The following is a 20,171-nucleotide window of genomic DNA, read 5'->3' on the forward strand; positions in this document are numbered from 1 at the left end:
TTGCGCTGGTGAACCTGGTCAGCGTCCGCCGCCCATGTACTTCGGGTCCGGCTGCGGCAGCGGCAGCGCTTCCTGGCCTTCGAGGATCTTCGACATCGCCCCGAACCAGGTCTGCGCCGGCGTCTTCCCGCCGAACATGTTTTCGCAGCCGCGGGTGGTCACGTTACCCGGCCCGAGGTAGCAGAGGCCGCCGTTTCCACCCTTCGGACGGAACACCATCGCCGCGCCGGCGAGCTGCGGGGTGGCCCCGAGGTACGTTCCCGAGCCGTTGCTCTGGGTGGTCCCGGTCTTGCCCATCACCGGCCGGTTCCACTTGGCGCCGCTCGCGGCGCCGAACGACGTCCCGCCGGGCTGGCTGTCCCGGCTCATACCGACCGCGAGGGTGTTGGCGAGCCCTTCGGGCACCACCTGCTCGCAGGCGGCTTCCTTGACGGGCACCGGCTTTCCATCCCGGTCGGTGACGCCGGACAGCGGCGTCGGCGGGCACCAGACGCCGCCGCTCATGATCGTGGCGCCGACGTTCGCCAGCTCCAGGCCGCTCAACGGAGCCGGGCCGAGCGTGAACGACGCGTTTCCGGGCCACCCGGGCCTCGGGCCGAAGGCCTGAAGCTGACTGGTGTTGGCGCCGGGGTTGTCGGACTTCGGGTCGACGGCACCGCCGCCGAGGTTGCTGGCCATGGTGTCGCGCATGCCGAGTTTGCGCGCCATCTCCACGATCGGGCCCGTGCTCCCGACCTTCTCTTCGAGGGCCACGAACGCCGTGTTCGGCGAAGTCGCCAGCGCCTGCTGCATCGACATGGCCCCGCCCGCCGGGTTGTAGTCACCCGCGTTGCCGAGGCAGTACCAGCGGGAGCGCAACGGCGGCCCGGTCGGGGCGCACTTGGGGCCACCACCGGCGAACACGTGGGAGGTGTAGAAGTCGGGCACCGGAAGGGGGGAGTTGATCCCGGCGACGCCCGCTTCCAACGCCGCGGCGGCGGTGAAGACCTTGTACGCCGACCCGGCGCCACCGGTGTTGTAGACGCCGGAAGGCAGCGCGAAGGTCGTCTGTCCCTGGTCCTCGTGGAGCCCGTAGTCACGGTTCGCCGCCAGCGCCACGACTTCGTGCCGTTGCTTGCCCGGCTTCACCAGCGAGAGCGTGTTCGCGACGTTGTCCTGGGTCTTCTTGACCTGGGCTTCGGCCGACATCTTGGCTTCGTGGTTCGCCCGTTCGTCCAAAGTGGTCTTGATCCGGTAGCCGCCGGTGTAGAGGTCGTCCTTCGTCATTCCGGACTTGAGGAGATAGTCCTCGACGTACTGGCAGAAGAAACCGTTTTCCGGACCGGCGCCGGTGCAGTTCGAGGCGGGCTTCTGCGGGCCGCCTTCGACGACGCCGAGCGGCTCGGCCTTGAAGCGCTCCGCGTCCACCTTCGCGAGCTTCTGGTTGTCGACCATGCGGTCCAGCACCAGGTTCCGGCGCTCGGTCGCCTTCGCGGGGTTCTTCCACGGGTCGTTGACGATCGGGTTGTTCACCAGACCGGCCAGCAGTGCCGCCTGCGGCACCGTGAGCTTCTCGACGGGTGTGTTGAAGTACGCGTTCGCGGCCGCGCCGACGCCGTAGATCTCCCGCGAGAACTCGACCACGTTCAGGTAGCCGGTCAGGATCTGCATCTTGTTCAGCTTGGTTTCGAGCTGGATCGCGATCCGGGCTTCCTTCAGCTTCCGGGCGACCGACTGCTCCTGTGCGCGCTTCTGTCCCGGCTTGTCGTCCCGGTAGACGACGTTGATCAGATAGTTCTTGACGTACTGCTGGGTCAGCGTCGACGCGCCCTGCGTGTCCCCGCCGGTGCTGTTGCTGACCGCGGCGCGCAGCGTGCCCTTCCAGTCCACCCCGTTGTGCTCGTAGAAGCGCTTGTCCTCGACGGAGATCAGCGCCCACTTCATGGCGTCGTTGATCTGCGTCTCGGTCGTCGGGATGCGGTACTGCTTGTACAGCGTCGCGATCTGCTTGCCGGTGTTGTCGGTGATCGTCGTCACCAAGGGCGGCGGGATGTCCGCCAGATCCGAAGATGTCTTGTCGACGGTCTCGCTCGCCTGGTTCGACAGCACCCCCGCGGCACCCGCCACCGGGAACAACATCCCCGCGACCAGCACCCCCGCGAGCACACACAGGCCAATGAGCTTCAGCAGACCGTCTGTTTTGCGCACGCGGACCAGGGTACGCGGATCCCGTTAGCCCACCGTGACGTCACCTCGCTGTAAGTGGGTATTCGGTCACGAAATCGACCCCATGAGGTGACGTTCGGTAACGGCAGGCATTCTAGGGCTTGGCGGGGGGAACCGAGGGCCCCTACAGTCCGTCAACGTCTCACGTATGAAAAAGCCGACAGACGGGTGAGTGCGAGCGGCAGTCGCATTCGGCCGAACGGAGGCACCGGCACCGGGGAGGTGCCGGCTCAACCGACGTGAGCACACAGGGAGACACGCTCATGGGGGCAGGAGCGCAGGCTTTTCGTCCCCCCGTGGTGTGTCGAACACCAGGGTAGGGAGCTGGGGGTATGGAAACCAACCAGTCGAGCTGGCGAGTCAATGCGTCGTGCCGCGACACCGATCCGGACGGTTTGTTCGTCCGGGGGGCGGAACAGAACCGGGCCAAGGCGGTCTGCCTCGGTTGCCCGGTCAGGACGGAATGCCTCGCCGAAGCGCTCGATGGCCGGATCAATTTCGGTATCTGGGGAGGTATGACCGAACGGGAACGGCGGGCGCTGCTGCGGCGGCGGCCGGACGTTTCCAGCTGGGCGGACCTGCTTGAAGCGGCGAAGCGCAGTTTCACCGGGATCGACGAAGAGGAAGACGTACGCGTCCGAGTCTCGTGATCATGGTTTCGTGAACGGCCCCTTCCCTGAGTCCAAGGTAGGGAAGGGGCCATTCACGGAGATTCAGGACTGGGTGGCGAGCCTGGTCCCGATGTCGCGCAGGCCTTCGAGATCGTGCACGTCACTGGGGAGCGCGGGCACCCGCACCAGCGGGACCTCGGGATGCGCCCGCGTGAACCTGGCGAGCAGCCGCGTCTCTCGATCGGCCAGCGCGACCCGGTCCGCGTGCAGCCGAAGGACGGCTTCGGCCAGCGGGGCGCCGGCCTCGCCCTTCGCGAGCTGCTCGGCGGCCGCGATGGCTTCGGCGCTGGACAACGGCGCCAGCACCGGGTGCGTCCGGTTCGCGACCAGCCCGGCCAGCGGCATGCTCTCTTCCGAGAGCCGCTCCACGAAGTAGGACGCCTCGCGCAGCGCGTCCGGCTCCGGCGCGGCCACCACCAGGAACGACGTGCCGCCGGACCGCAGTAGTTCGGAGGTCTTGCGCGCGCGTTCGCGGAAGCCGCCGAACATGCTGTCGAAGGCCTGCATGAACGCCGAAGCGTCGGTCAGCAGCTGGCCGCCGATGATCGTCGAGACCGCCTTCGCGAACATCGAGAACCCGGCGTTGACGACCTTGCGCAAGCCCCAGCCACCCGCCTTGGCCGGACCGGTGAGCAGCCGGATCATCCGTCCGTCGAGCGCGCTGGAAAGCCGCGTCGGCGCGTCGAGGAAGTCCAGCGCGGACCGGCTCGGCGGCGTGTCGACGACGATCAGATCCCATTCGTCGGTGGCCGCGAGCTGCCCCAGCTTCTCCATCGCCATGTACTCCTGCGTTCCGGAGAACGACGTGGAAATGGTCTGGTAGAAGGGGTTCTGGAGCAGCTGCTCGGCGCGTTCCGGGCCGGCGTGCACGCGCACCATGTCGTCGAAGGTGCGGCGCATGTCGAGCATCATCGCCCAGAGCTCGCCCTTGGGCTCGAAGCCTTCGACCTGCACCTGCTTCGGGTGGTTGCCGAGTTCGCGCAGGCCGAGCGCCTGCGCCAGCCGCCGGGCCGGGTCGATGGTGAGCACCACCGTCTGCCGCCCGCGTTCGGCCGCGCGCAACGCCAGCGCCGCCGCGGTGGTCGTCTTGCCGACCCCGCCGGACCCGCAGCACACGATGACCCGGCTTTCCGGATCGTCGATCAGCTTGTCGACCTCCAGGATGTCCGACATCAGCGCACCCCCTGCTCGGTCAGCGCTTCGGCGAGGTCGTAGAGCGCCGCGACGTCGACGCCGTCGGTCAGGTCCGGCAGTTCGAGGCCGGGCAAGTCCGCTTCGGCCAGTTGCTCGCGGGCGCGCTGCTCGGCCGCGACCCGCACGGCGTGCTCGACGGTCTCCTCGACCAGCGCGTCGAGGGTGCTGTCGGGCAGGTTCAGCCCGGCCGACGCGAGCCCGGCGCGGACGCGCGAGGCGTCGACGCGGCCGTCCGCGGCGGCGGTCACCGAGCGGGCGGGCAGGCGCGGCGGGCGGACCCGGTTGACCAGGACCGCGCCGGGGCGCAGGTCGGCGCCGTCGAGCTCGGCGACGGCTTCGACGGTCTCCCGCACCGGCATCTCTTCCAGCAGCGTCACCAGGTGGACCGCGGTCTCACCGGAGTGCAGCAGGCGCACGACGCCGTCGGCCTGGCCGCGGATCGGGCCGGTCTTGGCGAGATCGGTCAGCGCCTTGGTGACGTCGAGGAACTTCACGACCCGGCCGGTGGGCGGCGAGTCGACGACGACGGCGTCGTAGGTGTGGCGGCCGTCCGATTCGGTGCGGCCGACGCATTCCTTGATCTTCCCGGTGAGCAGGACGTCGCGCAGCCCCGGCGCGAGCGTGGTCGCGAACTCGATCGCGCCCATCCGCCGCAGCGTCCGCCCCGCGAAGCCGAGGTTGTAGAACATCTCGAAGTATTCGAGCAGCGCGGCCTCGACGTCGATGTGCAGGGCGCGCAGTTCGCCGCCGCCGGGAACGGCCGCGATGCGCTGCTCGGCGTACGGCAGCGGCTCGGTGTCGAAGAGCTGGGCGATGCCCTGGCGGCCTTCGACCTCGATCAGCAGCACGCGGCGCCCGCCCTTGGCGAGCGCGAGGCCGAGGGAGGCGGCGAGCGTGGTCTTGCCCGTCCCGCCCTTACCGGTGACGAAATGCAGCCTGGCTCTCGCGAGTTCGTCGGTCCAGCCGGCAAGGGATGTGCTCACCGGTCCCACCCTAATTGAGCGGTCAGCCCGCCAGCATCATGACGCCGAGCGCGGCCACGACGAGTCCCAGAAGACTCCAGGTCAGGACGCCGGGCAGCACCGTGAGCATCACCACACCGAGCAGCAGGAGGACGACGAAGGCCACCGCGCCGGTGATCGCGACCGTCCCCGAACTGTCCGTGCGGTCCCGCGCCTTGGCCATCAGGACCAGCACCAGCGGCAGCCCGGCCGCGGCGAGCAGGACGGTCGCGACCACACGCCAGGTCTCCACGGGCCCACCGTAGCGCCGTTGGGTCAGCTCCCGATGGGGGTCGCGGGCACGCAGGGGACCGGCTTCGCGTGCGCCGGGTCCAGCGCGTTGAGGACGTGCCCGGCCGCGTTCTTGTCGGCGGCGACGCCGGCGTGCTCGGCCAGGTCCAGCACACAGCCGTCCTGAAGCACGATGTTCTTCACGTTCGGCCCCTTGCCCATCCCGCTCGTGTACGGGATGACGGCCTCGTCGTAGCGGGTCATGATGTTCGTGTAGGTCACGCCCGGCTGGAAGACGCCGTTGCCCGACCGCAGCTTCGTGAGGAATTCCGAGCCGCGCAGGAACTGGCGGCACGAGCCGCAGGCCGGATCGAGGATGCCGTTGAACCCGGGCGCGAGCCCCAGCGCGGCGGCGAGCGCGTACAGATGCGAAGCGCCGAGCAAGGTCGTGCCGTCCCAGAGCGGGGTCAGGCTGACGTACTTGTCCACTTTGGACGCACCGCCGAGGAACTTCACGTAATAGGAAGGCATCAGCGTGCCTTCGGAATGCCCGAGGAGGTCCACCTTGGACGCGCCGGTCGCGCCGAGCACCTTGTCGACGAACGCCGAAAGCTCCTTCGCGCTCTGCTCCATCGGAAGGAGACCGCCGGGCTGGTAGACCGGCAGCGGCTTCCCGGGGATGCCGTAGGTCAGGGAGAAGACGCAGTACCCCTGGTTCTTGAGAAGAGGGGCGAACGTCTGCCAGTTCACCGTCTGGTTGGCGCCGAGGCCGTGCGTGAGCACCACCGGATTCGGATGGGTGTCGCCCGGACGGCAGCCGAAGTCGTTCGAGCCGGGCGGCGGGCCGCCGGGATTCGCCGCTTGCGCGGGCAGTGCCGCGGCCAGCGTCCACGGGACGGGGAGTTCCTCGTCGGCGTTCGCCGGTGAAGCGCAGCTCAGGGCAAGGGCCGCGGCCAGGAAGGTGGCGGCGAGAGACTTCGTCGTCCGCATGTCGGCGTCCTATCTACTCCCGAGTAGGTGTGAAGTGAACCACATCGGCGGGAATTCGGCGAACCGTCCGCGAGAGGGTTTTCCGCATGTGTGTCGGGCGCGCTTGCCGGTTTGGCTACGCTCCCGGGCATGAGCGCCACCAAGTGGGAGTACGCGACCGTCCCCCTGTTGATCCACGCCACCAAGCAGATCCTCGACCAGTGGGGAGAGGACGGCTGGGAGCTCGTCACCGTGCTCCCGAACCCGACCGGCGAGCAGCACGTCGCCTACCTCAAACGAGCGAAGAACTGAGGGATTGAAGCCATGACCTGGAGCGATCGACTCGCCGAGCTCGGCATCGAGCTGCCTGCCGTCGCCGCCCCGCTGGCGGCCTACGTGCCGGCCGTCCGCACCGGTTCGCACGTCTACACGGCCGGGCAGCTGCCCTTCGTGAAGGGTGAGCTCGAAGCGACCGGCAAGGTCGGCGCCGAGGTCAGCCCCGAAGAGGCGAAGCAGTACGCGCGGACGTCGATCCTCAACGCCCTCGCCGCGGTCGACTCGGTCGTCGGCATCGACAACGTCGTCCGGGTGGTCAAGGTCGTCGGGTTCGTGGCGTCCGCGGAGGGCTTCACCGGTCAGCCCGCGGTGATCAACGGCGCGTCCGAGCTGCTCGGCGAGGTCTTCGGCGAGGCGGGTATCCACGCCCGTTCGGCCGTCGGGGTCGCCGAGCTGCCGATCGGGGCGCCGGTCGAGATCGAACTGATCGTGGAGGTGAAGTGATGGACCCGGACATCGAACGGTCCTCGCACGAGCTCCTGCTCCGGCTGGCCGGTCGGCTGCCGGACCAGCTCCTGTGGCGGTTCCGTGACTGGCTGGGCGAAGGCGCGATGGGCACGCTCGCACGGACCCTGCCCAGGTCTTTGCTTAAGCACAGGATCGACCTTGATCAAACGGAGTATCGCCTGCTAGTCGCCGGGCTCATCCCTCACGGAGCCGACTGGCATCAGGTGAGTTCCACCCTGGGGGTAGACGACGTCACCGAGACCAGGTACACATTCACGCAGAGTGCGCCCGAATGGGTGAACTCCGTCGACTCTGTGTCCGTATTGATCCACGCAACGTTGCGGGGACGGCCGGATGTGGGTGAAGTGCGGCAAAGCTGGCGACACCTCGGTGTGGTCGGCGAGGGTGGGGCGAAACGAGTCCTCCTGGTCACGGCGACGAACGGGCTGCCGAGGCTGACCGGCGAACTGCAGCGCGTCCTGCGCGTGCTGGGTGACGAGGAGCCCGGCGTCGAGGTTCTCCCGCCGAGCATCGACCTCACCGGTTATCACCGCACCGCGCTCGCCAACTCCGAGCTGGTCTGTGTGGGCGCGGTGGACACCGGAAGTCGGCTGGTCGCCGCTTAACGCTCGCTCCACCAGGCGAGCCGGGAGGGAGCAGAGCAATGGTGGAGGTCCACGACGGCCCGCCCATGGACGGGTTCTCGGTGCCCCTGCGCCTGCACAACCTGTTACTGGCCCTGGCGGGTCGTATCGACGACAGTGCTTTGACCGAAGCGCGTGAGCTGATCGCGCGTGCGCACATCGACGAAGCGGTGGAGCTCACCACCGGCACCCTGATCGCGGGGAAGATCCCGGTGAGCTCGGCCGAACAGCGTGAACTCGCGCTCGTCCTCGAGATGAGCAGGTCCGACGCCACCCTGGCGAACGACCTGCTGGTCGTCGAGGAGGACGAGCCGGTGCTCACCCACCGGTTCACCGGTGAGAACCAGCCCGAATTCGGCCTCGCCGAGGCGCTCGACCGCACCCTGCAGGTGCTGCCGGACGTCCGGTCGGTGCACGCGGTGTGGCGGAACACGCCGGCGGGCAGTGTGCCCGGCGCGCTGCCGCAGCGGGTGGTCCTGGTCGAGATCGGCCCGGAGGGCAATCCGCCCGCGGTCGCGTTCCGCGTGGACACCGCGCTTCGCCGCGCGGGGATCCGTTCGGTCGTCGAGGTCGCGGGACCCGGCGTCGCGCGGTCCGCGTACCACCAGGCCGCCTCGTCGGCCGCGAGTCCTGTCTGGGTCACCGGGAGTACCCACTCCAGTGACTTTCGGTCCGAACCGGTGACCCCGCCGCCCGCTCCCGCCCCGGCTCCCGAGCCGGTCAAGGAGCAGCCGAGCAGGCACGGGCTGCGGCCGGTCGGCAGCGGGAGCCACGAACCGGTCGAGCCGATCGCGCCTGTGGTGCCGATCGTGCAGCAGGCGCCCGCGGCGACGCCGTCGTCGTCCTCGCCGGAGCCGGCCTCGCCGCGCAAGTCGCGGGCGGAGACCCGCGCCGAGCGCACGGCCGACCTGACGCCGGCCGAGGTGGCGCAGCTGCGCCAGGCGCTCAAGGAGGACCCCGAAAAGGGCCGCGAGATCGCCACGGGCAAGCCGAGCATGCACGAGGTCGTCGAGCTGCCCGCTCTCGACCTCGACGACCCCAGCCTGAGCGAGCGCGACCGCGCGCTCCTGCGCGAGCTGCACGCCGAGCTCGCCGAACGGGAGCGCGCCGAAGCGGCGAAGATCCGGCTGAACGGTGCTTCGCGAAGCAGCGGCTGGTCTTCCTGACGGAGTTCCACGCGTTTCGTCCTCTGAATGCGGTAGTTGCACGCGCAACGATCGCAACCAGAGGACGAAACGCGATGTTAGGTTGCGGGTGTGGCTGAAGAACTGACATTCGACATCCCGGTGGGGGCCGGGGTGGGCACCCGCGCCAACGCCGACGGTGAGCCGGTGACGCCCAAGGACGCGGCGACCGTGATCCTCCTCCGGGACGGCGCCGACGGCGTCGAGGTCTTCCTGCAGCACCGGGTGAAGGGCATGCCGTTCGCGGGCGGGATGACCGTCTTCCCCGGTGGCGGCGTGGATTCCCGCGATGTCGACACCTCCGTCAGCTGGGCGGGCCCCGGGCCGGCGTGGTGGGCGGAACGCTTCGGCTGCGACGAATCGCTCGCCCGTGCCCTGGTGTGCGCGGCCGTGCGGGAGACGTTCGAGGAGTCGGGCGTGCTGCTCGCGAGCGTCGGGGACGCCGTCGTCACCGATACGACGCCCTACCACGACGCCCGCGCGAAGCTGGTCTCCCGCGAACTCTCGCTCGCCGCGTTCCTCGAAGCCAACGGCCTGACGCTGCGCGCGGATCTCCTGCGCCCGTGGGCGAACTGGGTCACCCCGCCGCAGGAACCGCGCCGCTACGACACCTGCTTCTTCGTCGCCGTGCTGCCCGAGGGGCAGGAGGCGGACGGCGCCACCTCCGAGGCCGTCAGCTCCGGCTGGCAGCGTCCCGAGGAGGCCATCGCCGATGCCAAGGAGGGGCGCCGCATGCTCATGCCACCGACCTGGATGACGCTTTCGGAACTGGGCGAGTTCGACTCGGCGGCCGCGGCCCAGGCCGTCGAACGCGAGATCTCGAAGATCATGCCGACGCTGGTGCGCGAAGGCGACAAGGTCCGCGTCGTCCTGGACCCGGCATGAGCGCCCCCGCGTACGGCGTGCTGCGCCAGATCACACCGACAGCTTCCGTGCTGCTGGAGCACAATCCGTCGTCGATGACGTTGGAGGGCACCAATTCCTGGGTGCTGCGCGGGCCCGGCGCGGCAGGCTCCGTGGTCGTCGACCCCGGGCACGAGGACATCGAGCATCTGACGCTGCTGGCGGAGACCGGTGCCGTCGAACTGATCGTCCTGACCCACCATCACCCCGACCACGCCGAGGGCGCGCCCTGGTTCGCCGAGCGCGTCGGCGCCCCGGTGCGGGCCTTCGACGAGTCGCTCTGCGTCGGCGGGAAGTCCCTTGTGGACGGTGAGGTGATCGAGGCGGGTGGTGTCCGGCTGTCGGTGCTGCACACGCCCGGCCACACCGGCGACTCGATCTGCCTGGTGTCCGACGGGCAGATCCTGACCGGCGACACCATCCTCGGGCGCGGCACCACCGTGCTGCACGACCTCGGTGACTACCTGCGCACGCTGCGGAAGCTCATCGGCCTGCCCGGCGGCACCATCGGCCTGCCGGGACACGGCCCCGAACTGCCCGACCTGGCCGCGACCGCGCGCGAATACCTGGCGCACCGGGAAGAACGGCTCGGCCAGGTGCGTTCCGCGCTGGAGAAGCTCGGCGCGGACGCCACCCCGCGCCAGGTCGTCGAGGTCGTCTACGCCGACGTCGACAAGGCTTTGTGGGCGCCCGCGGAGTGGAGTGTGCAGGCACAATTGGACTACCTGAGGTCGGAGGACGGCGAATGAGTGACGTCGAGGTCGAGTTCTACTGGCGCCCCGGATGCGGGTTCTGCGCCGCGCTGGAACGGCCGCTGTCGAAGAGCGGTTTCAAGGTGAAGAGGGTCAACATCTGGGAGGACCCGGACGCCGCCGCGCGGGTGCGTTCCGTGGCGAACGGGAACGAGGTCGTGCCGACGGTCTTCGTGGGCTCGAAGGCGATGGTGAACCCTTCGTTCGGTGAGATCGAGGCCGCCGTGAAGGCCGCTTCCGCCTGAGTCGCCAGTGCGTTCGGACCGGGTACCGCGTCGAATCGGAGCGCCGAGGCCGGTGGTTGCGAAAGCCACTTTCGGGACATCAGATGTCGCGAAAGTGGCTTTCGCGACACTCGGCTGAAGGGTGCTGTCCTCTTTCCGGCGCGCCTCGTGCTCACCGCTACCACGTTGCGAAAGCCACTTTCGGGACATCAGACGTCGCGAAAGTGGCTTTCGCGACACTCCCCGAACCGAGGCGTGGCCCCAGCGTCAGCGCGCCAGCATCGGCATCACGTAGTACGTCAGTTCCACATCGCCCGGCTCCACCGCCCGGATGACGCAGGCCCGCATCCCGGGCTGGATCTCGAGCCGCACCCGTTCCCCGGCGAAACCCTGCAGCGCGTCCAGCAGGTAGCGCGCCTGGAACGAGGGTGAGGTCCGGCCGCCCGAAACCTCGGCCTTCAAGGTTTCTTCGGCCTCCCCGGTGTCCTGCTTCGAACTGGCCAGCCGAAGGTGCGAATCGCCGACCTCCAGCGTCAGCACCCGGCGATCGTCCGCGTAGACGCCCACCCGGCGCACGGCGGCGGCCAGCGCGTCGGCGGCGACCTCGACCGTGGTGTCCACAGTGGACGACTCGATCAGCTTCTCCGACAGGAAACCCGCGTCGAGCACGGCTGTGGTGACGGTGACGCCGGCCCAGCTCAGCCCGAAGCGGGTCTTGTCGCCGTGCAGCCCGACGGTGCCGCGTGCCTGCTTCGCCGTCTCCGCGAGCAGGCCCGCCGGGACGAGCGCGTCGATCGGCTCGCCTTCGGACCGCAGGGGCAGCGTCGCCACGGCCATCCGGTACCGGTCGGACGCCGTCAGCCGCAGCTCCCGGCTGAAGCTCTGCACGCGGACGCCGGTGAACATCGGCAGCGCGTCGTCCTTCGCCGCCGTGCCCGCGACCGTGCGCAACGCGGTCACCAGCGCGTGACCGTCCACTTCGGACACCTTCGGCGGCATGTCCGGCAGGTTCAGCTCGCGGCTCAGCAACGGAAGCGCGTAACGACCACCCTCCACCCGCACCGCCAGCCGCGAACCCTCGACGACCAGGCGCACCAGGTCGTCATCGAGCATGCGCAGCGTCTCCGCGAGCGGCCCGGCGGGGACGAGGACCTCACCGTCGGTGTGGACCATGGCGTCACTGGTCAGGAGTACCGCCCGTTCACTGTCGCTGCCGCCGACGGTCAGCCCGTCCTTCCCGGCGCGCAGGAGCAGGCCGGCGCGGGCCGACAACAGCCGGGCGGCGGCGGAAACGGCGGACGAGAGGGAGCGGGTGGCGGCGGTCAGGTCCATGCCCGCAAGCTAGCGGGCGGCACCGACAAGTTCGGGCGATTCGGTGACGGCTCCGGCCGTCCGAGGGCGGAAAGTGCCGCGCAGCAGCCAGACCACCGCGGCGAGCGCCAACCCGACACCGCCGGCGGCGAGGAACGCCGCTTCGTGTCCGGCGTGCTCGACGAGGTAGCCGCTGATCGACTGCCCGAACGCGAGACCGAGGGTCACCGCGGTGAGCACCCAGCCGAACGCCTCGGCCGCCGTGCCCTTCGGCGCGGCGATCTCGATGGCCGCCGAGTGCGTCGTCGACTGCGGCGTGATCAGCGCGCCCGCGGCCAGCATGGCGAGCGCGAGACCCCAAAGCGAGCCGGGCAGGGCGAGCAGTGCCACCAGCGCGCCGAATCCGGCCAGCAGCACAGGCAGCCGCAGGCCCATCTGGCGCGGCCACGGACGCAGGCTGTACGCGACACCGAACGCGACCGAACTGACCGACCAGGCCGAGAGCAGCAGGCCGCCGATGGAGGTGTTCCCCGCCTCGGTGGCGGCCGCCGGGACGGCGACCTCGACGAACCCGATCACGGCACCGAAGCCCAGCGCGGCGATCGCGAGCGTGCGCATCCCGGGGCTGGCCAGCGCGCCGAGCAGTTTGCCGCCCGTCGACGGCGACGGCCCCCACGCGCGCACGGTCGGGCTCAGCGCGAACAGGACCGCGCCCGCGATCATGGTCAGCGAGCCGGTCACGATGCCGGTGCCCGCCCACGGCGCGGCGATCAGCAGCCCCGCGAACCCGGGACCGAGGATGAAGAAGACCTCCATGCTGATCGCCTCGTACGAGAACGCGGCGTTCCGCGTCGGCCCGGCGGGCAGCAGCCGGGTCCACAGCGCGCGCGAGGCCGAACCGACCATCGGCTCCGTGATCCCGGTGCCGAAGGCGAGCGGGACCAGTACGAGGGTCGGCGCGTGCGCTTCGATCGCGAACACCAGCGCCGTCATCGCCAGCGCGAAGAGCACGGTGGTGGTCAGCAGCGGCCTGGTCGGGCCGAAGCGGTCGATGAGCCGTCCCTGCGCGACCGCGCCCACGGAGACGCCCACCAGCGACCCGGCCGACACCAGTCCGGCCGCGGCGAAGGAGCCCGTCTCACGCTGGACGTAGAGCAGCGCGGAGATACCGATCATCGCGATCGGCAGGCGGGCGAGCAGGGACGCGATCACCGCCCCGCGGGATCCGGGCGCGGTCAGCGCGGCCCGGTAGTCGGCGAGGGAGGTGCGGTGGCTCTCGGCGGAAGCGGACACAGACTGGGACACGCGTACCAGTATGAATACTTTGGTACGCGAGTACCAGTTCCGCGGCGGTAAGTTTGGTCACCACCGGTTTCGGGTACTACGGGGGTCGGAGCGCCCCAGTTCGTCACGATCGGGTAACAGTCGGCCGATTCTGGGTCATTCGGGGCAACAAATCGACGCGTTCGGCGTCCTTGAGAGTGAAAGAGCTTGAGTTCACGGCCGATGGCCGTGGATGGTTGTACGACAATCACACAGTCTCCAGCTCCCTCCGGCGTACGGGTCGGGGCCTTGTTCCGGAGGGCGGGGAGCGCGGATCGTCGGGGGATGGTCCGCGCACAGCGAAGAGCCGGTGCGCCACGTCGGGGGTGGCGCCCGGCTCTTCGTTGTGTCAGGTCGTAATGCGCGACTGCCGCAAGCAGAGGACTACTTGCGGCAGCCGCGGTGAAGGTCTAGCGGGCGCGGCGGGCCAGGCGCTCCGGGTCCAGGATCAGGACGCTCTTGCCCTCCAGCCGCAGCCAGCCACGGTGCGCGAAGTCGGCGAGCGCCTTGTTGACGGTCTCGCGCGAGGCGCCGACGTACTGGGCGATCTCTTCCTGCGTCAGGTCGTGCGTGACCCGCAGCAGGCCGGCCTCCTGGCTGCCGAAGCGCTGCGCCAGCTGCAGCAGCGCACGCGCCACGCGGCCGGGGACGTCGGTGAAGATCAGCTCGGCGACCATGTTGTTCGTCCGGCGCAGCCGGCGGGCGACCACGCGCAGTAACTGCTCGGCGATCTCCGGGCGGGTGGAGATCCACTGCCGCAGCGCCGGGCGGTCCATCGTCACCGCGCGGACCTCGGTCACGGTCGTCGCGCTGGACGTCCGCGGGCCGGGGTCGAAAATGGACAGCTCGCCGAACATGTCGGACGGGCCGAAGATGCCGAGCAGGTTCTCACGGCCGTCGGGTGACTTGCGGCCGATCTTCACCTTGCCGGACTGGATGATGTAAAGCTTGTCGCCGGGTTCACCCTCGTTGAAGATGACATGCCCGCGAGGGAACTCCACGGATTCCAAGGTCTGTGCCAGCGCCTCGGCGGCTGCCGGCTCAACACCCTGGAAAATGCCCGCTCGGGCCAGGGTTTCGTCCACCTCGGGTGCCTCCTCATCGAGATACGACGTCGATCCTCATTCTGCCGAGGACCGTGTCGTCGATCACTTTTCGCGTCAGTCTAGGTCGTGCGCGCGAGATCGCTCGTCGGCACGCCGAACGCGCGGGCGGCCTGGAACGATCTCGCTCGAACGTGGAGCCTAACTCCGCACGCGTCGCGCGCGAAGCCTGGCCGCCTTCCCGCCCAGCCTGCGCAGCCGGAAAAGCTCGAGCGCGCGCCCGATGCCGTGCCCGTAAAGGGCCCTGACCTCGTTGGGCTGAGCCTGCTCGAGGAACTCCTCGACCTCGTTCTCCTGCACCGCGACGTGCTTGAGCCTGGTCTCCACGCGTTCCATGAACAGCGCGAAGAACATGATCACCAGGGGGACCAGGATGACGAACCAGACGGTCATGAGCCCTGCCCAGGGAATTCGGAAAAGTTGTGCATTACTCCAGATCCTCGCTCATGGCGTCCTCGATCGAAGCGCCGAGGTGGTGCTCTGGCGTGTCGGCCGTCGACCGGCGGGTGCTCCCACTGGCTCGTCCGATGGCGCCCGTAGGCTATCGGGGTGCCTCCTGCCCCTGCCAATGCCCCCCGTGCGGGGGGCAAGGGTGAAAGCCGGCTCGCATTGGTGAGACGCGCCAGGCGGATGAAGCGTTGCCTCGACGACGAGTTCCCGGACGCGCACTGTGAGCTTGACTTCACCACTCCGCTCGAATTGCTGGTCGCGGTCGTGCTTTCGGCGCAGACCACCGACGTCCGCGTGAATCAGGTCACGCCCGCGCTCTTCGCCCGCTACCGGACGGCCGCCGATTACGCCGGCGCGGACCGCGCCGAACTCGAGGAGTACCTCCGGCCGACGGGGTTCTTCCGTGCCAAGGCGAACTCGGTGATGGGGCTGGGCGCGGCGCTGGTGGAGCGCTACGACGGCGAAGTGCCCGGCAAGCTGAAGGACCTCGTCACGCTGCCGGGTGTCGGCCGCAAGACGGCCAACGTCGTGCTCGGCGACGCCTTCGGGGTTCCCGGGATCACCGTCGACACCCACTTCGGCCGTCTCGTCCGCCGCTGGGGCTGGACCGAGGAGGAGGACCCGGTCAAGGTCGAGCACGCCGTCGGCGAGCTGATCCCGCGCAAGGAGTGGACGCTCCTCTCGCACCGGACGATCTTCCACGGCCGTCGTGTGTGCCACGCCCGCAAACCCGCCTGTGGCGCCTGCCCGCTGGCCAAGATGTGCCCGTCCTACGGAATCGGCCCGACGGGGTTCGAAGAGGCCGCGAAGCTGGTCAAGGGCGAAGAACGCGAGCACATCCTGGAACTGGCGGCCCGCCGGTGACCAGGGTCACCAAACTGGCCCTCGGCGCCGCCGTGCTGGTGGTGGCCCTGATCGTCGCGCTGCTCACGACGCGTGACGGCCAGGCGCCCGCCAAGACGTCTGGGGATCTCACGGCCGCGCGCGCGAAGGCCGCGCTCGCCCCCTGCCCGCCGCCTGGGCCGGGTGAGGTGGCGAAGCTGCGCGGAGTGGACGTCGAATGCCTCGGCGACGGCTCCCGGGTCGACCTCGCGAAGGTGGTCTCGGGCGGTCCCGTACTGGTCAACCTGTGGGCGTCGTGGTGCGAGCCGTGCCGCGCCGAACTGCCGCTGCTCCAGGAGTACGCGGCGTCGCCCGGTGCCGCGCGCGTGCTCCTCGTCCAGGTCGCGAGCTCCGGGGCCGACGGGCTGGCGCTGCTGACCGAACTGGGTGTCCGGTTGCCGTCGGTGTTCGACGGTGACGGACAGTCGGGTCCGGTGCGGACGGCACTAAAGGTCCCTTCCTCCCTCCCGGCGACGTACCTGGTCACGGCGGGTGGCGACGTCCGGCTCATCGAGAACCCACGCGTCTTCCTGAACACTGACCAGGTGCGCGCCGCTGTGGAAGGGACACCATGACCGGCCCTCTCGTGGATCCGGAGGCCGTGCCCGCCTGGTTGCAGCCGCTGGTCAAGATCAGCGGCGAGATCGGCGCGGACGCGTTCAGCCGGTTCAGTGTGCCGCGGGACGCGACCTACCGGTCCGCGTCCGTCCTGATGCTCTTCGGCGAGGGCCCGCAGGGTCCCGACGTCCTGCTCCAGCGCCGCGCCGACACGCTCGGCTCCCACGCGGGTCAGGTCAGCTTCCCCGGCGGTGGCGCCGAACCGGAGGACGGCGGGCCGGTCGGCACCGCGTTGCGCGAGGCGGAGGAGGAGACCGGCGTCGAACCCTCGGGAGTGCTGCCGGTGGCGGTCTTCCCGGAGCTTTTCGTGCCGGTGTCGAGCTTCGCCGTGACGCCGGTGCTCGCCTACTGGCGGACGCCGTCGCCGGTGCACGCCGTCGATCCCGGCGAGACCGCGGCGGTGGCCAGGGTGCCGATCGCCGAACTCACCGACCCGGCCAACCGGTTCCAGGTCAAACGCGCGGGCTACGACTGGAAGGGGCCCGCGTTCGACGTCGGCGGGATGTTCGTCTGGGGGTTCACGGGCGGCCTGCTGGCGATGACGCTGTCGCTCGGCGGCTGGGAACGGGACTGGGACCGAGGCGACGTCCGGGAGCTTGACGTAGCGTTGGCCGAACATCAGGCGCGGGTCGACGGGCGGCAAGTGCCGGAGAAGGAGTAGGCGCCGGTGAACTGGGTCGACGTACTGGTGATCCTCCTCGCGCTGCTGGCGGGCGTGTCCGGCGCGTTCCAAGGGGTGATCATCGCCCTCCCCTCGCTGGTCGGGGTGGTGCTCGGCGCGCTCGCCGGGATCAAGATCGCGCCGCTGATCGTCGAACTCTTCGAGCATCCGGCGGCGAAGGTGGCCTTCGCGGTGGCCACCGTGGTGTTCCTGGTCGCGCTCGGCGAGACCCTCGGGGTCTGGGCAGGGCGGAAGCTGCGGCAGAAGATCAACCCGGACAAGCTTTCCGGCGTCGACAAGACACTCGGCGCGGTGGTGCAGGCCGCCGTGGTGTTCGTGGTCGCCTGGCTGATCGCGACGCCGCTGACGGCCGTCTCGGGCGTGCCCGGGCTGGCGAAGTCGATCAACAGCTCGGTCGTGCTCGGCGAAGTGAACAACGTGATGCCGGAAGCGGCGCAGGGCTTCCCGAGCGAACTGCGCAAACTGCTGGACGCGTCCGGCTTCCCGTCCATTGTGGACCCGTTCCAGAAGCCGAACGTCGAGGACACCGGCCCGCCGGACACCGCGCTGCAGGCGAGCGCGATCGTCAAACAGGTGCACCGCAGCGTGGTGAAGATCCGCGGCAACGCGACCTCGTGCTCGCGGGCGCTGGAGGGCAGCGGATTCGTCGTCGCGCCGCAGCGCGTGATGACGAACGCGCACGTCGTCGCGGGGACCGACGAGGTCGCCATCGAATCGACTTCGGGCAAGTTCCCGGCCAGGGTCGTTTACTTCGACCCCGAGGCCGACGTGGCCGTGCTCGCGGTGCCGCGGCTCCAGGCGCCCGTGCTCCCGTTCACGCCGCGGGTCGCGCGGGCCGGCGACAACGCGATCGTGCTCGGCTACCCGCTCGACGGCCCGTACACCGCGACGCCCGCCAGGGTGCGCGGCCGGATCAACCTGCGCGGACCGGACATCTACGAGGCGAACACCGTGCAGCGGGACGTCTTCACCGTGCGCGGTCAGGTGCGCAGCGGTAACTCGGGCGGCCCGATGATCAATCCCGAGGGCGAGGTCATCGGGGTGGTCTTCGGCGCGGCCGTAGAGGATCCGGAGACCGGGTTCACGCTGACTTCGGAGCAGGTGCGGCCGGTGGTCGAGACGGCTCCGGCGCTGAGCGCGAACACGTCGACCGGGCCTTGCGCTAACTAGCGGCTTCGCGCCAGGAGGCCACGACCTCGTCCACGTCCAGCGGCCGTGCCCGCAGCACCGGACCGCCCGCGGGACGCCGGTGCTCGGCGCGGACCCGTTCGTTCAGGTCCTCGACGATCTCCCGCACCCGCGCCTCCCGGCGCACGCGAGCCAGCGTGTCCGGCAGGTCGTCGAGCTCCTTCGCGATCGCCAGCGAAGGCGGCAGCAGCGCCGAAACGTCGTGCCCCTCGGCGCGGACCTTGTTCACCACCCAGGCCAGCGCGGTGTCCTTGCCGTCGGTCTTCGGCAGCGGCTTCCCCGCGCCGGGGAGGTCGTCGAACTCGCCCTTCGCCTCCGCGGCGCTGATCTGCCGGTCCACCCAGGACTCGAACGACACGCCCGTCGGTTTGCGTTCGGTCATGCTTCCAAGATACGGAAGAAGTCCAGCAGCGCGGCCGACGTGCGCTCCGGGGCCTCCAGATGCGGGAAATGGCCGATGCCGGGCCAGCGTTCGAGACGGGCTTCAGGGGCCCAGCGGCGTGACGCCGCCGCCGTCTCCGGCAGGACGCACCGGTCTTCCTCGCCGTGCAGTTGCAGCACGCGAGGGGCGAAGCGGCCTTGCAGTGCTTCGCTGAACCGGCGGCCTTCGCCGCGGAACTGGGCACGGAACGCCCATCGGTAGTACTCGAGCGCACTGTGCGGCACTCCTTGCACCAGCATCGCCTGCCGGAACGTCCGCACCGTCTCGGTGAAGTCGGAGGTGTCTGTCCACTGTGGACCGGACCAGGCGCGGAACAGCTCTTCGACGGCGAGCGCGTCGTCCTTGACCAGCCATTTTTCCGGCGCCATCGGCATTTGGAAGCGGAGCAGGTGTCCCGAAGCCCGCAGCTGTCCCGGCCGCCGGACGGCCCGGCGCAACGCCAGCGGATGCGCGCCGCCCAGCACGCTGACCGACGCCACCAGCCGCGGGTGCAGCGCGCCGACCGTCCACGCGAGCATGCCGCCCCAGGCATGCCCGACGAGGTGGGCCTTGCGCGCGCCGAGCGACTTGATCAGCCCGCCGACGTCGCCGGCGAGCGTCCAGGCGTCGTAGCCGCGCGGGGGCTTGTCGGAGTCGCCATAGCCGCGCAGATCGACCGCGACCACTCGGAAACCGGCGCCGGCGAGCGCGGTCAGCTGGTGGTGCCAGGCCCACCAGAACTCGGCGAAGCCGTGCAGCAGCACGACCAGCGGTCCGTCGCCGAGTTCGGCGACGTGCAGCCGGATGCCGTTCGCCGAGACGTCACGATGGGTCCACGGACCGTCGATCCGGACGATCGACGGATCCGGTGTCGCCTGCACCGACTCGAAAACCCGTCAGTTGTGGTCGGCGGGCGAGTCGTCGCGGTGCGGCTTGAACGCGGCGGCGGTGTCCTTGAAGCTGTTGATCGTGCGCTCCGGCGCCTTGATCTTCTTCACCTTGCGATAGCCGAGGAAACCCGCGGCCGCCGTCGCGACGAGCATCAGCCCGAACACGATCGCGAACGCCGCCCAGCGCATCAGCCACTCGGACAGCAACTCGCCGAGGAAGAAAAAGAAGAAGAACGAGCTGTACAGGCCGATGACCAGCGCGACCAGGAAGAAGATGGCGCCCTTGAGGCCCTTCTTCGCCTCCGCGACGACCTCGGATTTGGCCAGCTCGACCTCGGCGCGGATCAGCGTCGAGACGTGTTGTGTGGCATCGCCGACGAGTTTCCCGAGGGACTGCTCGCTCGCTACCACGTCGTCATCGCTCGACAGGGGGAGGTAGGGCACGGCCCCCACGCCGTCGGGGCCGGTACGTTCGTGCTTGGGGCTGCTCACACCGGTCATCGTGCCACGTGCCCCGATCACGGGCGCGGCGGACCGGCGAG

The 20,171-nt window shown here is 69.7% G+C and carries 24 protein-coding genes; 12 read left to right on the plus strand and 12 right to left on the minus strand.

Annotated features, from left to right (window positions below):
• Positions 1–18 precede the first annotated feature (18 nt).
• Complete coding sequence (locus ACXIZN_RS35945; RefSeq protein ID WP_457959335.1) at positions 19–2,187, minus strand: transglycosylase domain-containing protein; 2,169 nt, start codon at positions 2,185–2,187, stop codon at positions 19–21.
• Between the two features lie 350 nt (positions 2,188–2,537).
• Between ACXIZN_RS35945 and ACXIZN_RS35950 the strand changes: the two genes are divergently transcribed.
• Positions 2,538–2,855: a WhiB family transcriptional regulator gene (locus tag ACXIZN_RS35950; protein ID WP_005166974.1), complete on the plus strand. Its 318-nt coding sequence runs from the start codon at positions 2,538–2,540 to the stop codon at positions 2,853–2,855.
• Between the two features lie 63 nt (positions 2,856–2,918).
• On the opposite strand, the gene ACXIZN_RS35955 is transcribed toward ACXIZN_RS35950, so the two are convergent.
• The 4 genes from ACXIZN_RS35955 to ACXIZN_RS35970 are packed head-to-tail and all read right to left on the minus strand — an operon-like array spanning position 2,919 to position 6,292.
• Positions 2,919–4,049: an ArsA family ATPase gene (locus ACXIZN_RS35955; RefSeq protein WP_126730022.1), complete on the minus strand. Its 1,131-nt coding sequence runs from the start codon at positions 4,047–4,049 to the stop codon at positions 2,919–2,921.
• Positions 4,049–5,053 (minus strand): ArsA-related P-loop ATPase, encoded by a 1,005-nt coding sequence (locus ACXIZN_RS35960; protein ID WP_034314838.1) that lies wholly within the window; start codon positions 5,051–5,053, stop codon positions 4,049–4,051. Before ACXIZN_RS35960 ends, ACXIZN_RS35955 begins: the two co-directional genes overlap by 1 nt.
• 22 nt (positions 5,054–5,075) lie before the next feature.
• Positions 5,076–5,324: a hypothetical protein gene (locus ACXIZN_RS35965; RefSeq protein WP_457959336.1), complete on the minus strand. Its 249-nt coding sequence runs from the start codon at positions 5,322–5,324 to the stop codon at positions 5,076–5,078.
• 23 nt (positions 5,325–5,347) lie between these two features.
• Positions 5,348–6,292, minus strand: coding sequence for an esterase/lipase family protein (locus tag ACXIZN_RS35970; RefSeq protein WP_457959337.1), 945 nt, complete (start codon positions 6,290–6,292; stop codon positions 5,348–5,350).
• A 129-nt stretch (positions 6,293–6,421) separates the two neighbouring features.
• Here ACXIZN_RS35970 and ACXIZN_RS35975 point away from each other — a divergent pair, with 129 nt between their 5' ends.
• The 7 genes from ACXIZN_RS35975 to ACXIZN_RS36005 all read left to right on the plus strand — a co-directional run bounded on the left by ACXIZN_RS35975 (position 6,422) and on the right by ACXIZN_RS36005 (position 10,782).
• A complete protein-coding gene (locus ACXIZN_RS35975; RefSeq protein WP_005166970.1) occupies positions 6,422–6,583 on the plus strand; it encodes a DUF4177 domain-containing protein in 162 nt (53 codons plus the stop codon).
• A gap of 12 nt (positions 6,584–6,595) precedes the next feature.
• Positions 6,596–7,051: a RidA family protein gene (locus tag ACXIZN_RS35980; protein ID WP_257483249.1), complete on the plus strand. Its 456-nt coding sequence runs from the start codon at positions 6,596–6,598 to the stop codon at positions 7,049–7,051.
• Complete coding sequence (locus tag ACXIZN_RS35985) at positions 7,051–7,680, plus strand: hypothetical protein (RefSeq protein WP_016337887.1); 630 nt, start codon at positions 7,051–7,053, stop codon at positions 7,678–7,680. The genes ACXIZN_RS35980 and ACXIZN_RS35985 overlap by 1 nt, the downstream gene beginning before the upstream one ends.
• 38 nt (positions 7,681–7,718) lie before the next feature.
• Positions 7,719–8,864, plus strand: a complete 1,146-nt coding sequence (locus tag ACXIZN_RS35990; RefSeq protein WP_457959338.1) for a hypothetical protein — start codon at positions 7,719–7,721, stop codon at positions 8,862–8,864.
• 90 nt (positions 8,865–8,954) lie between these two features.
• On the plus strand, positions 8,955–9,767 hold the full coding sequence (locus ACXIZN_RS35995) for an NUDIX hydrolase (protein WP_126730029.1): 813 nt from the start codon (positions 8,955–8,957) through the stop codon (positions 9,765–9,767).
• Positions 9,764–10,534, plus strand: a complete 771-nt coding sequence (locus tag ACXIZN_RS36000) for an MBL fold metallo-hydrolase (protein WP_457959339.1) — start codon at positions 9,764–9,766, stop codon at positions 10,532–10,534. The genes ACXIZN_RS35995 and ACXIZN_RS36000 overlap by 4 nt, the downstream gene beginning before the upstream one ends.
• Entirely contained in the window at positions 10,531–10,782 is a 252-nt protein-coding gene (locus ACXIZN_RS36005) for a glutaredoxin family protein (protein ID WP_034314716.1), read from the plus strand. Before ACXIZN_RS36000 ends, ACXIZN_RS36005 begins: the two co-directional genes overlap by 4 nt.
• Before the next feature lie 246 nt (positions 10,783–11,028).
• Here the strand turns inward: ACXIZN_RS36005 and dnaN are convergent, their stop codons facing one another.
• The 4 genes from dnaN to ACXIZN_RS36025 all read right to left on the minus strand — a co-directional run bounded on the left by dnaN (position 11,029) and on the right by ACXIZN_RS36025 (position 14,891).
• The gene (gene dnaN / locus ACXIZN_RS36010) at positions 11,029–12,093 is read right to left on the minus strand and encodes a DNA polymerase III subunit beta (RefSeq protein ID WP_457959340.1); all 1,065 of its coding nucleotides are present in this window, start codon (positions 12,091–12,093) and stop codon (positions 11,029–11,031) included.
• 9 nt (positions 12,094–12,102) lie between these two features.
• Positions 12,103–13,365, minus strand: a complete 1,263-nt coding sequence (locus ACXIZN_RS36015) for an MFS transporter (protein ID WP_457960684.1) — start codon at positions 13,363–13,365, stop codon at positions 12,103–12,105.
• A 440-nt stretch (positions 13,366–13,805) separates the two neighbouring features.
• Positions 13,806–14,480 carry a Crp/Fnr family transcriptional regulator gene (locus tag ACXIZN_RS36020; protein WP_003081747.1) on the minus strand — a complete coding sequence of 225 codons (675 nt, stop codon included), beginning with the start codon at positions 14,478–14,480 and terminating at the stop codon, positions 13,806–13,808.
• A gap of 159 nt (positions 14,481–14,639) precedes the next feature.
• On the minus strand, positions 14,640–14,891 hold the full coding sequence (locus ACXIZN_RS36025) for a hypothetical protein (RefSeq protein WP_005166943.1): 252 nt from the start codon (positions 14,889–14,891) through the stop codon (positions 14,640–14,642).
• 237 nt (positions 14,892–15,128) lie between these two features.
• Here ACXIZN_RS36025 and nth point away from each other — a divergent pair, with 237 nt between their 5' ends.
• The 4 genes from nth to ACXIZN_RS36045 are packed head-to-tail and all read left to right on the plus strand — an operon-like array spanning position 15,129 to position 18,300.
• Positions 15,129–15,812 (plus strand): endonuclease III, encoded by a 684-nt coding sequence (gene nth / locus ACXIZN_RS36030; protein ID WP_125679879.1) that lies wholly within the window; start codon positions 15,129–15,131, stop codon positions 15,810–15,812.
• Complete coding sequence (locus tag ACXIZN_RS36035; protein ID WP_192744025.1) at positions 15,809–16,405, plus strand: TlpA family protein disulfide reductase; 597 nt, start codon at positions 15,809–15,811, stop codon at positions 16,403–16,405. The genes nth and ACXIZN_RS36035 overlap by 4 nt, the downstream gene beginning before the upstream one ends.
• Positions 16,402–17,109, plus strand: coding sequence for an NUDIX hydrolase (locus tag ACXIZN_RS36040; RefSeq protein ID WP_126730037.1), 708 nt, complete (start codon positions 16,402–16,404; stop codon positions 17,107–17,109). The genes ACXIZN_RS36035 and ACXIZN_RS36040 overlap by 4 nt, the downstream gene beginning before the upstream one ends.
• A 6-nt stretch (positions 17,110–17,115) precedes the next feature.
• Positions 17,116–18,300: a MarP family serine protease gene (locus tag ACXIZN_RS36045; protein ID WP_457959341.1), complete on the plus strand. Its 1,185-nt coding sequence runs from the start codon at positions 17,116–17,118 to the stop codon at positions 18,298–18,300.
• Here the strand turns inward: ACXIZN_RS36045 and ACXIZN_RS36050 are convergent.
• The 3 genes from ACXIZN_RS36050 to ACXIZN_RS36060 are packed head-to-tail and all read right to left on the minus strand — an operon-like array spanning position 18,293 to position 20,130.
• On the minus strand, positions 18,293–18,700 hold the full coding sequence (locus ACXIZN_RS36050) for a DnaJ family domain-containing protein (RefSeq protein ID WP_457959342.1): 408 nt from the start codon (positions 18,698–18,700) through the stop codon (positions 18,293–18,295). The genes ACXIZN_RS36045 and ACXIZN_RS36050 overlap by 8 nt on opposite strands.
• Positions 18,697–19,620 carry an alpha/beta fold hydrolase gene (locus ACXIZN_RS36055; RefSeq protein WP_457959343.1) on the minus strand — a complete coding sequence of 308 codons (924 nt, stop codon included), beginning with the start codon at positions 19,618–19,620 and terminating at the stop codon, positions 18,697–18,699. The genes ACXIZN_RS36050 and ACXIZN_RS36055 overlap by 4 nt, the downstream gene beginning before the upstream one ends.
• A 15-nt stretch (positions 19,621–19,635) precedes the next feature.
• Positions 19,636–20,130, minus strand: coding sequence for a phage holin family protein (locus ACXIZN_RS36060; RefSeq protein WP_457959344.1), 495 nt, complete (start codon positions 20,128–20,130; stop codon positions 19,636–19,638).
• Positions 20,131–20,171: the final 41 nt, after the last annotated feature.

The organism is Amycolatopsis sp. TRM77291 (genome assembly GCF_054166285.1).

What these genes read in the sequence shown, in the direction of transcription:
- ACXIZN_RS35950 (WP_005166974.1), top strand. Translation starts at nt 2,538, where the DNA reads ATGGAAACCAACCAGTCGAGCTGGCGAGTCAATGCGTCGTGCCGCGAC.
- ACXIZN_RS35955 (WP_126730022.1), bottom strand. Translation starts at nt 4,049, where the DNA reads ATGTCGGACATCCTGGAGGTCGACAAGCTGATCGACGATCCGGAAAGC.
- ACXIZN_RS35970 (WP_457959337.1), bottom strand. Translation starts at nt 6,292, where the DNA reads ATGCGGACGACGAAGTCTCTCGCCGCCACCTTCCTGGCCGCGGCCCTT.
- ACXIZN_RS35975 (WP_005166970.1), top strand. Translation starts at nt 6,422, where the DNA reads ATGAGCGCCACCAAGTGGGAGTACGCGACCGTCCCCCTGTTGATCCAC.
- ACXIZN_RS35980 (WP_257483249.1), top strand. Translation starts at nt 6,596, where the DNA reads ATGACCTGGAGCGATCGACTCGCCGAGCTCGGCATCGAGCTGCCTGCC.
- ACXIZN_RS35985 (WP_016337887.1), top strand. Translation starts at nt 7,051, where the DNA reads ATGGACCCGGACATCGAACGGTCCTCGCACGAGCTCCTGCTCCGGCTG.
- ACXIZN_RS35990 (WP_457959338.1), top strand. Translation starts at nt 7,719, where the DNA reads ATGGTGGAGGTCCACGACGGCCCGCCCATGGACGGGTTCTCGGTGCCC.
- ACXIZN_RS36000 (WP_457959339.1), top strand. Translation starts at nt 9,764, where the DNA reads ATGAGCGCCCCCGCGTACGGCGTGCTGCGCCAGATCACACCGACAGCT.
- ACXIZN_RS36005 (WP_034314716.1), top strand. Translation starts at nt 10,531, where the DNA reads ATGAGTGACGTCGAGGTCGAGTTCTACTGGCGCCCCGGATGCGGGTTC.
- dnaN (WP_457959340.1), bottom strand. Translation starts at nt 12,093, where the DNA reads ATGGACCTGACCGCCGCCACCCGCTCCCTCTCGTCCGCCGTTTCCGCC.
- ACXIZN_RS36025 (WP_005166943.1), bottom strand. Translation starts at nt 14,891, where the DNA reads ATGACCGTCTGGTTCGTCATCCTGGTCCCCCTGGTGATCATGTTCTTC.
- nth (WP_125679879.1), top strand. Translation starts at nt 15,129, where the DNA reads ATGAAGCGTTGCCTCGACGACGAGTTCCCGGACGCGCACTGTGAGCTT.
- ACXIZN_RS36040 (WP_126730037.1), top strand. Translation starts at nt 16,402, where the DNA reads ATGACCGGCCCTCTCGTGGATCCGGAGGCCGTGCCCGCCTGGTTGCAG.
- ACXIZN_RS36050 (WP_457959342.1), bottom strand. Translation starts at nt 18,700, where the DNA reads ATGACCGAACGCAAACCGACGGGCGTGTCGTTCGAGTCCTGGGTGGAC.
- ACXIZN_RS36060 (WP_457959344.1), bottom strand. Translation starts at nt 20,130, where the DNA reads ATGACCGGTGTGAGCAGCCCCAAGCACGAACGTACCGGCCCCGACGGC.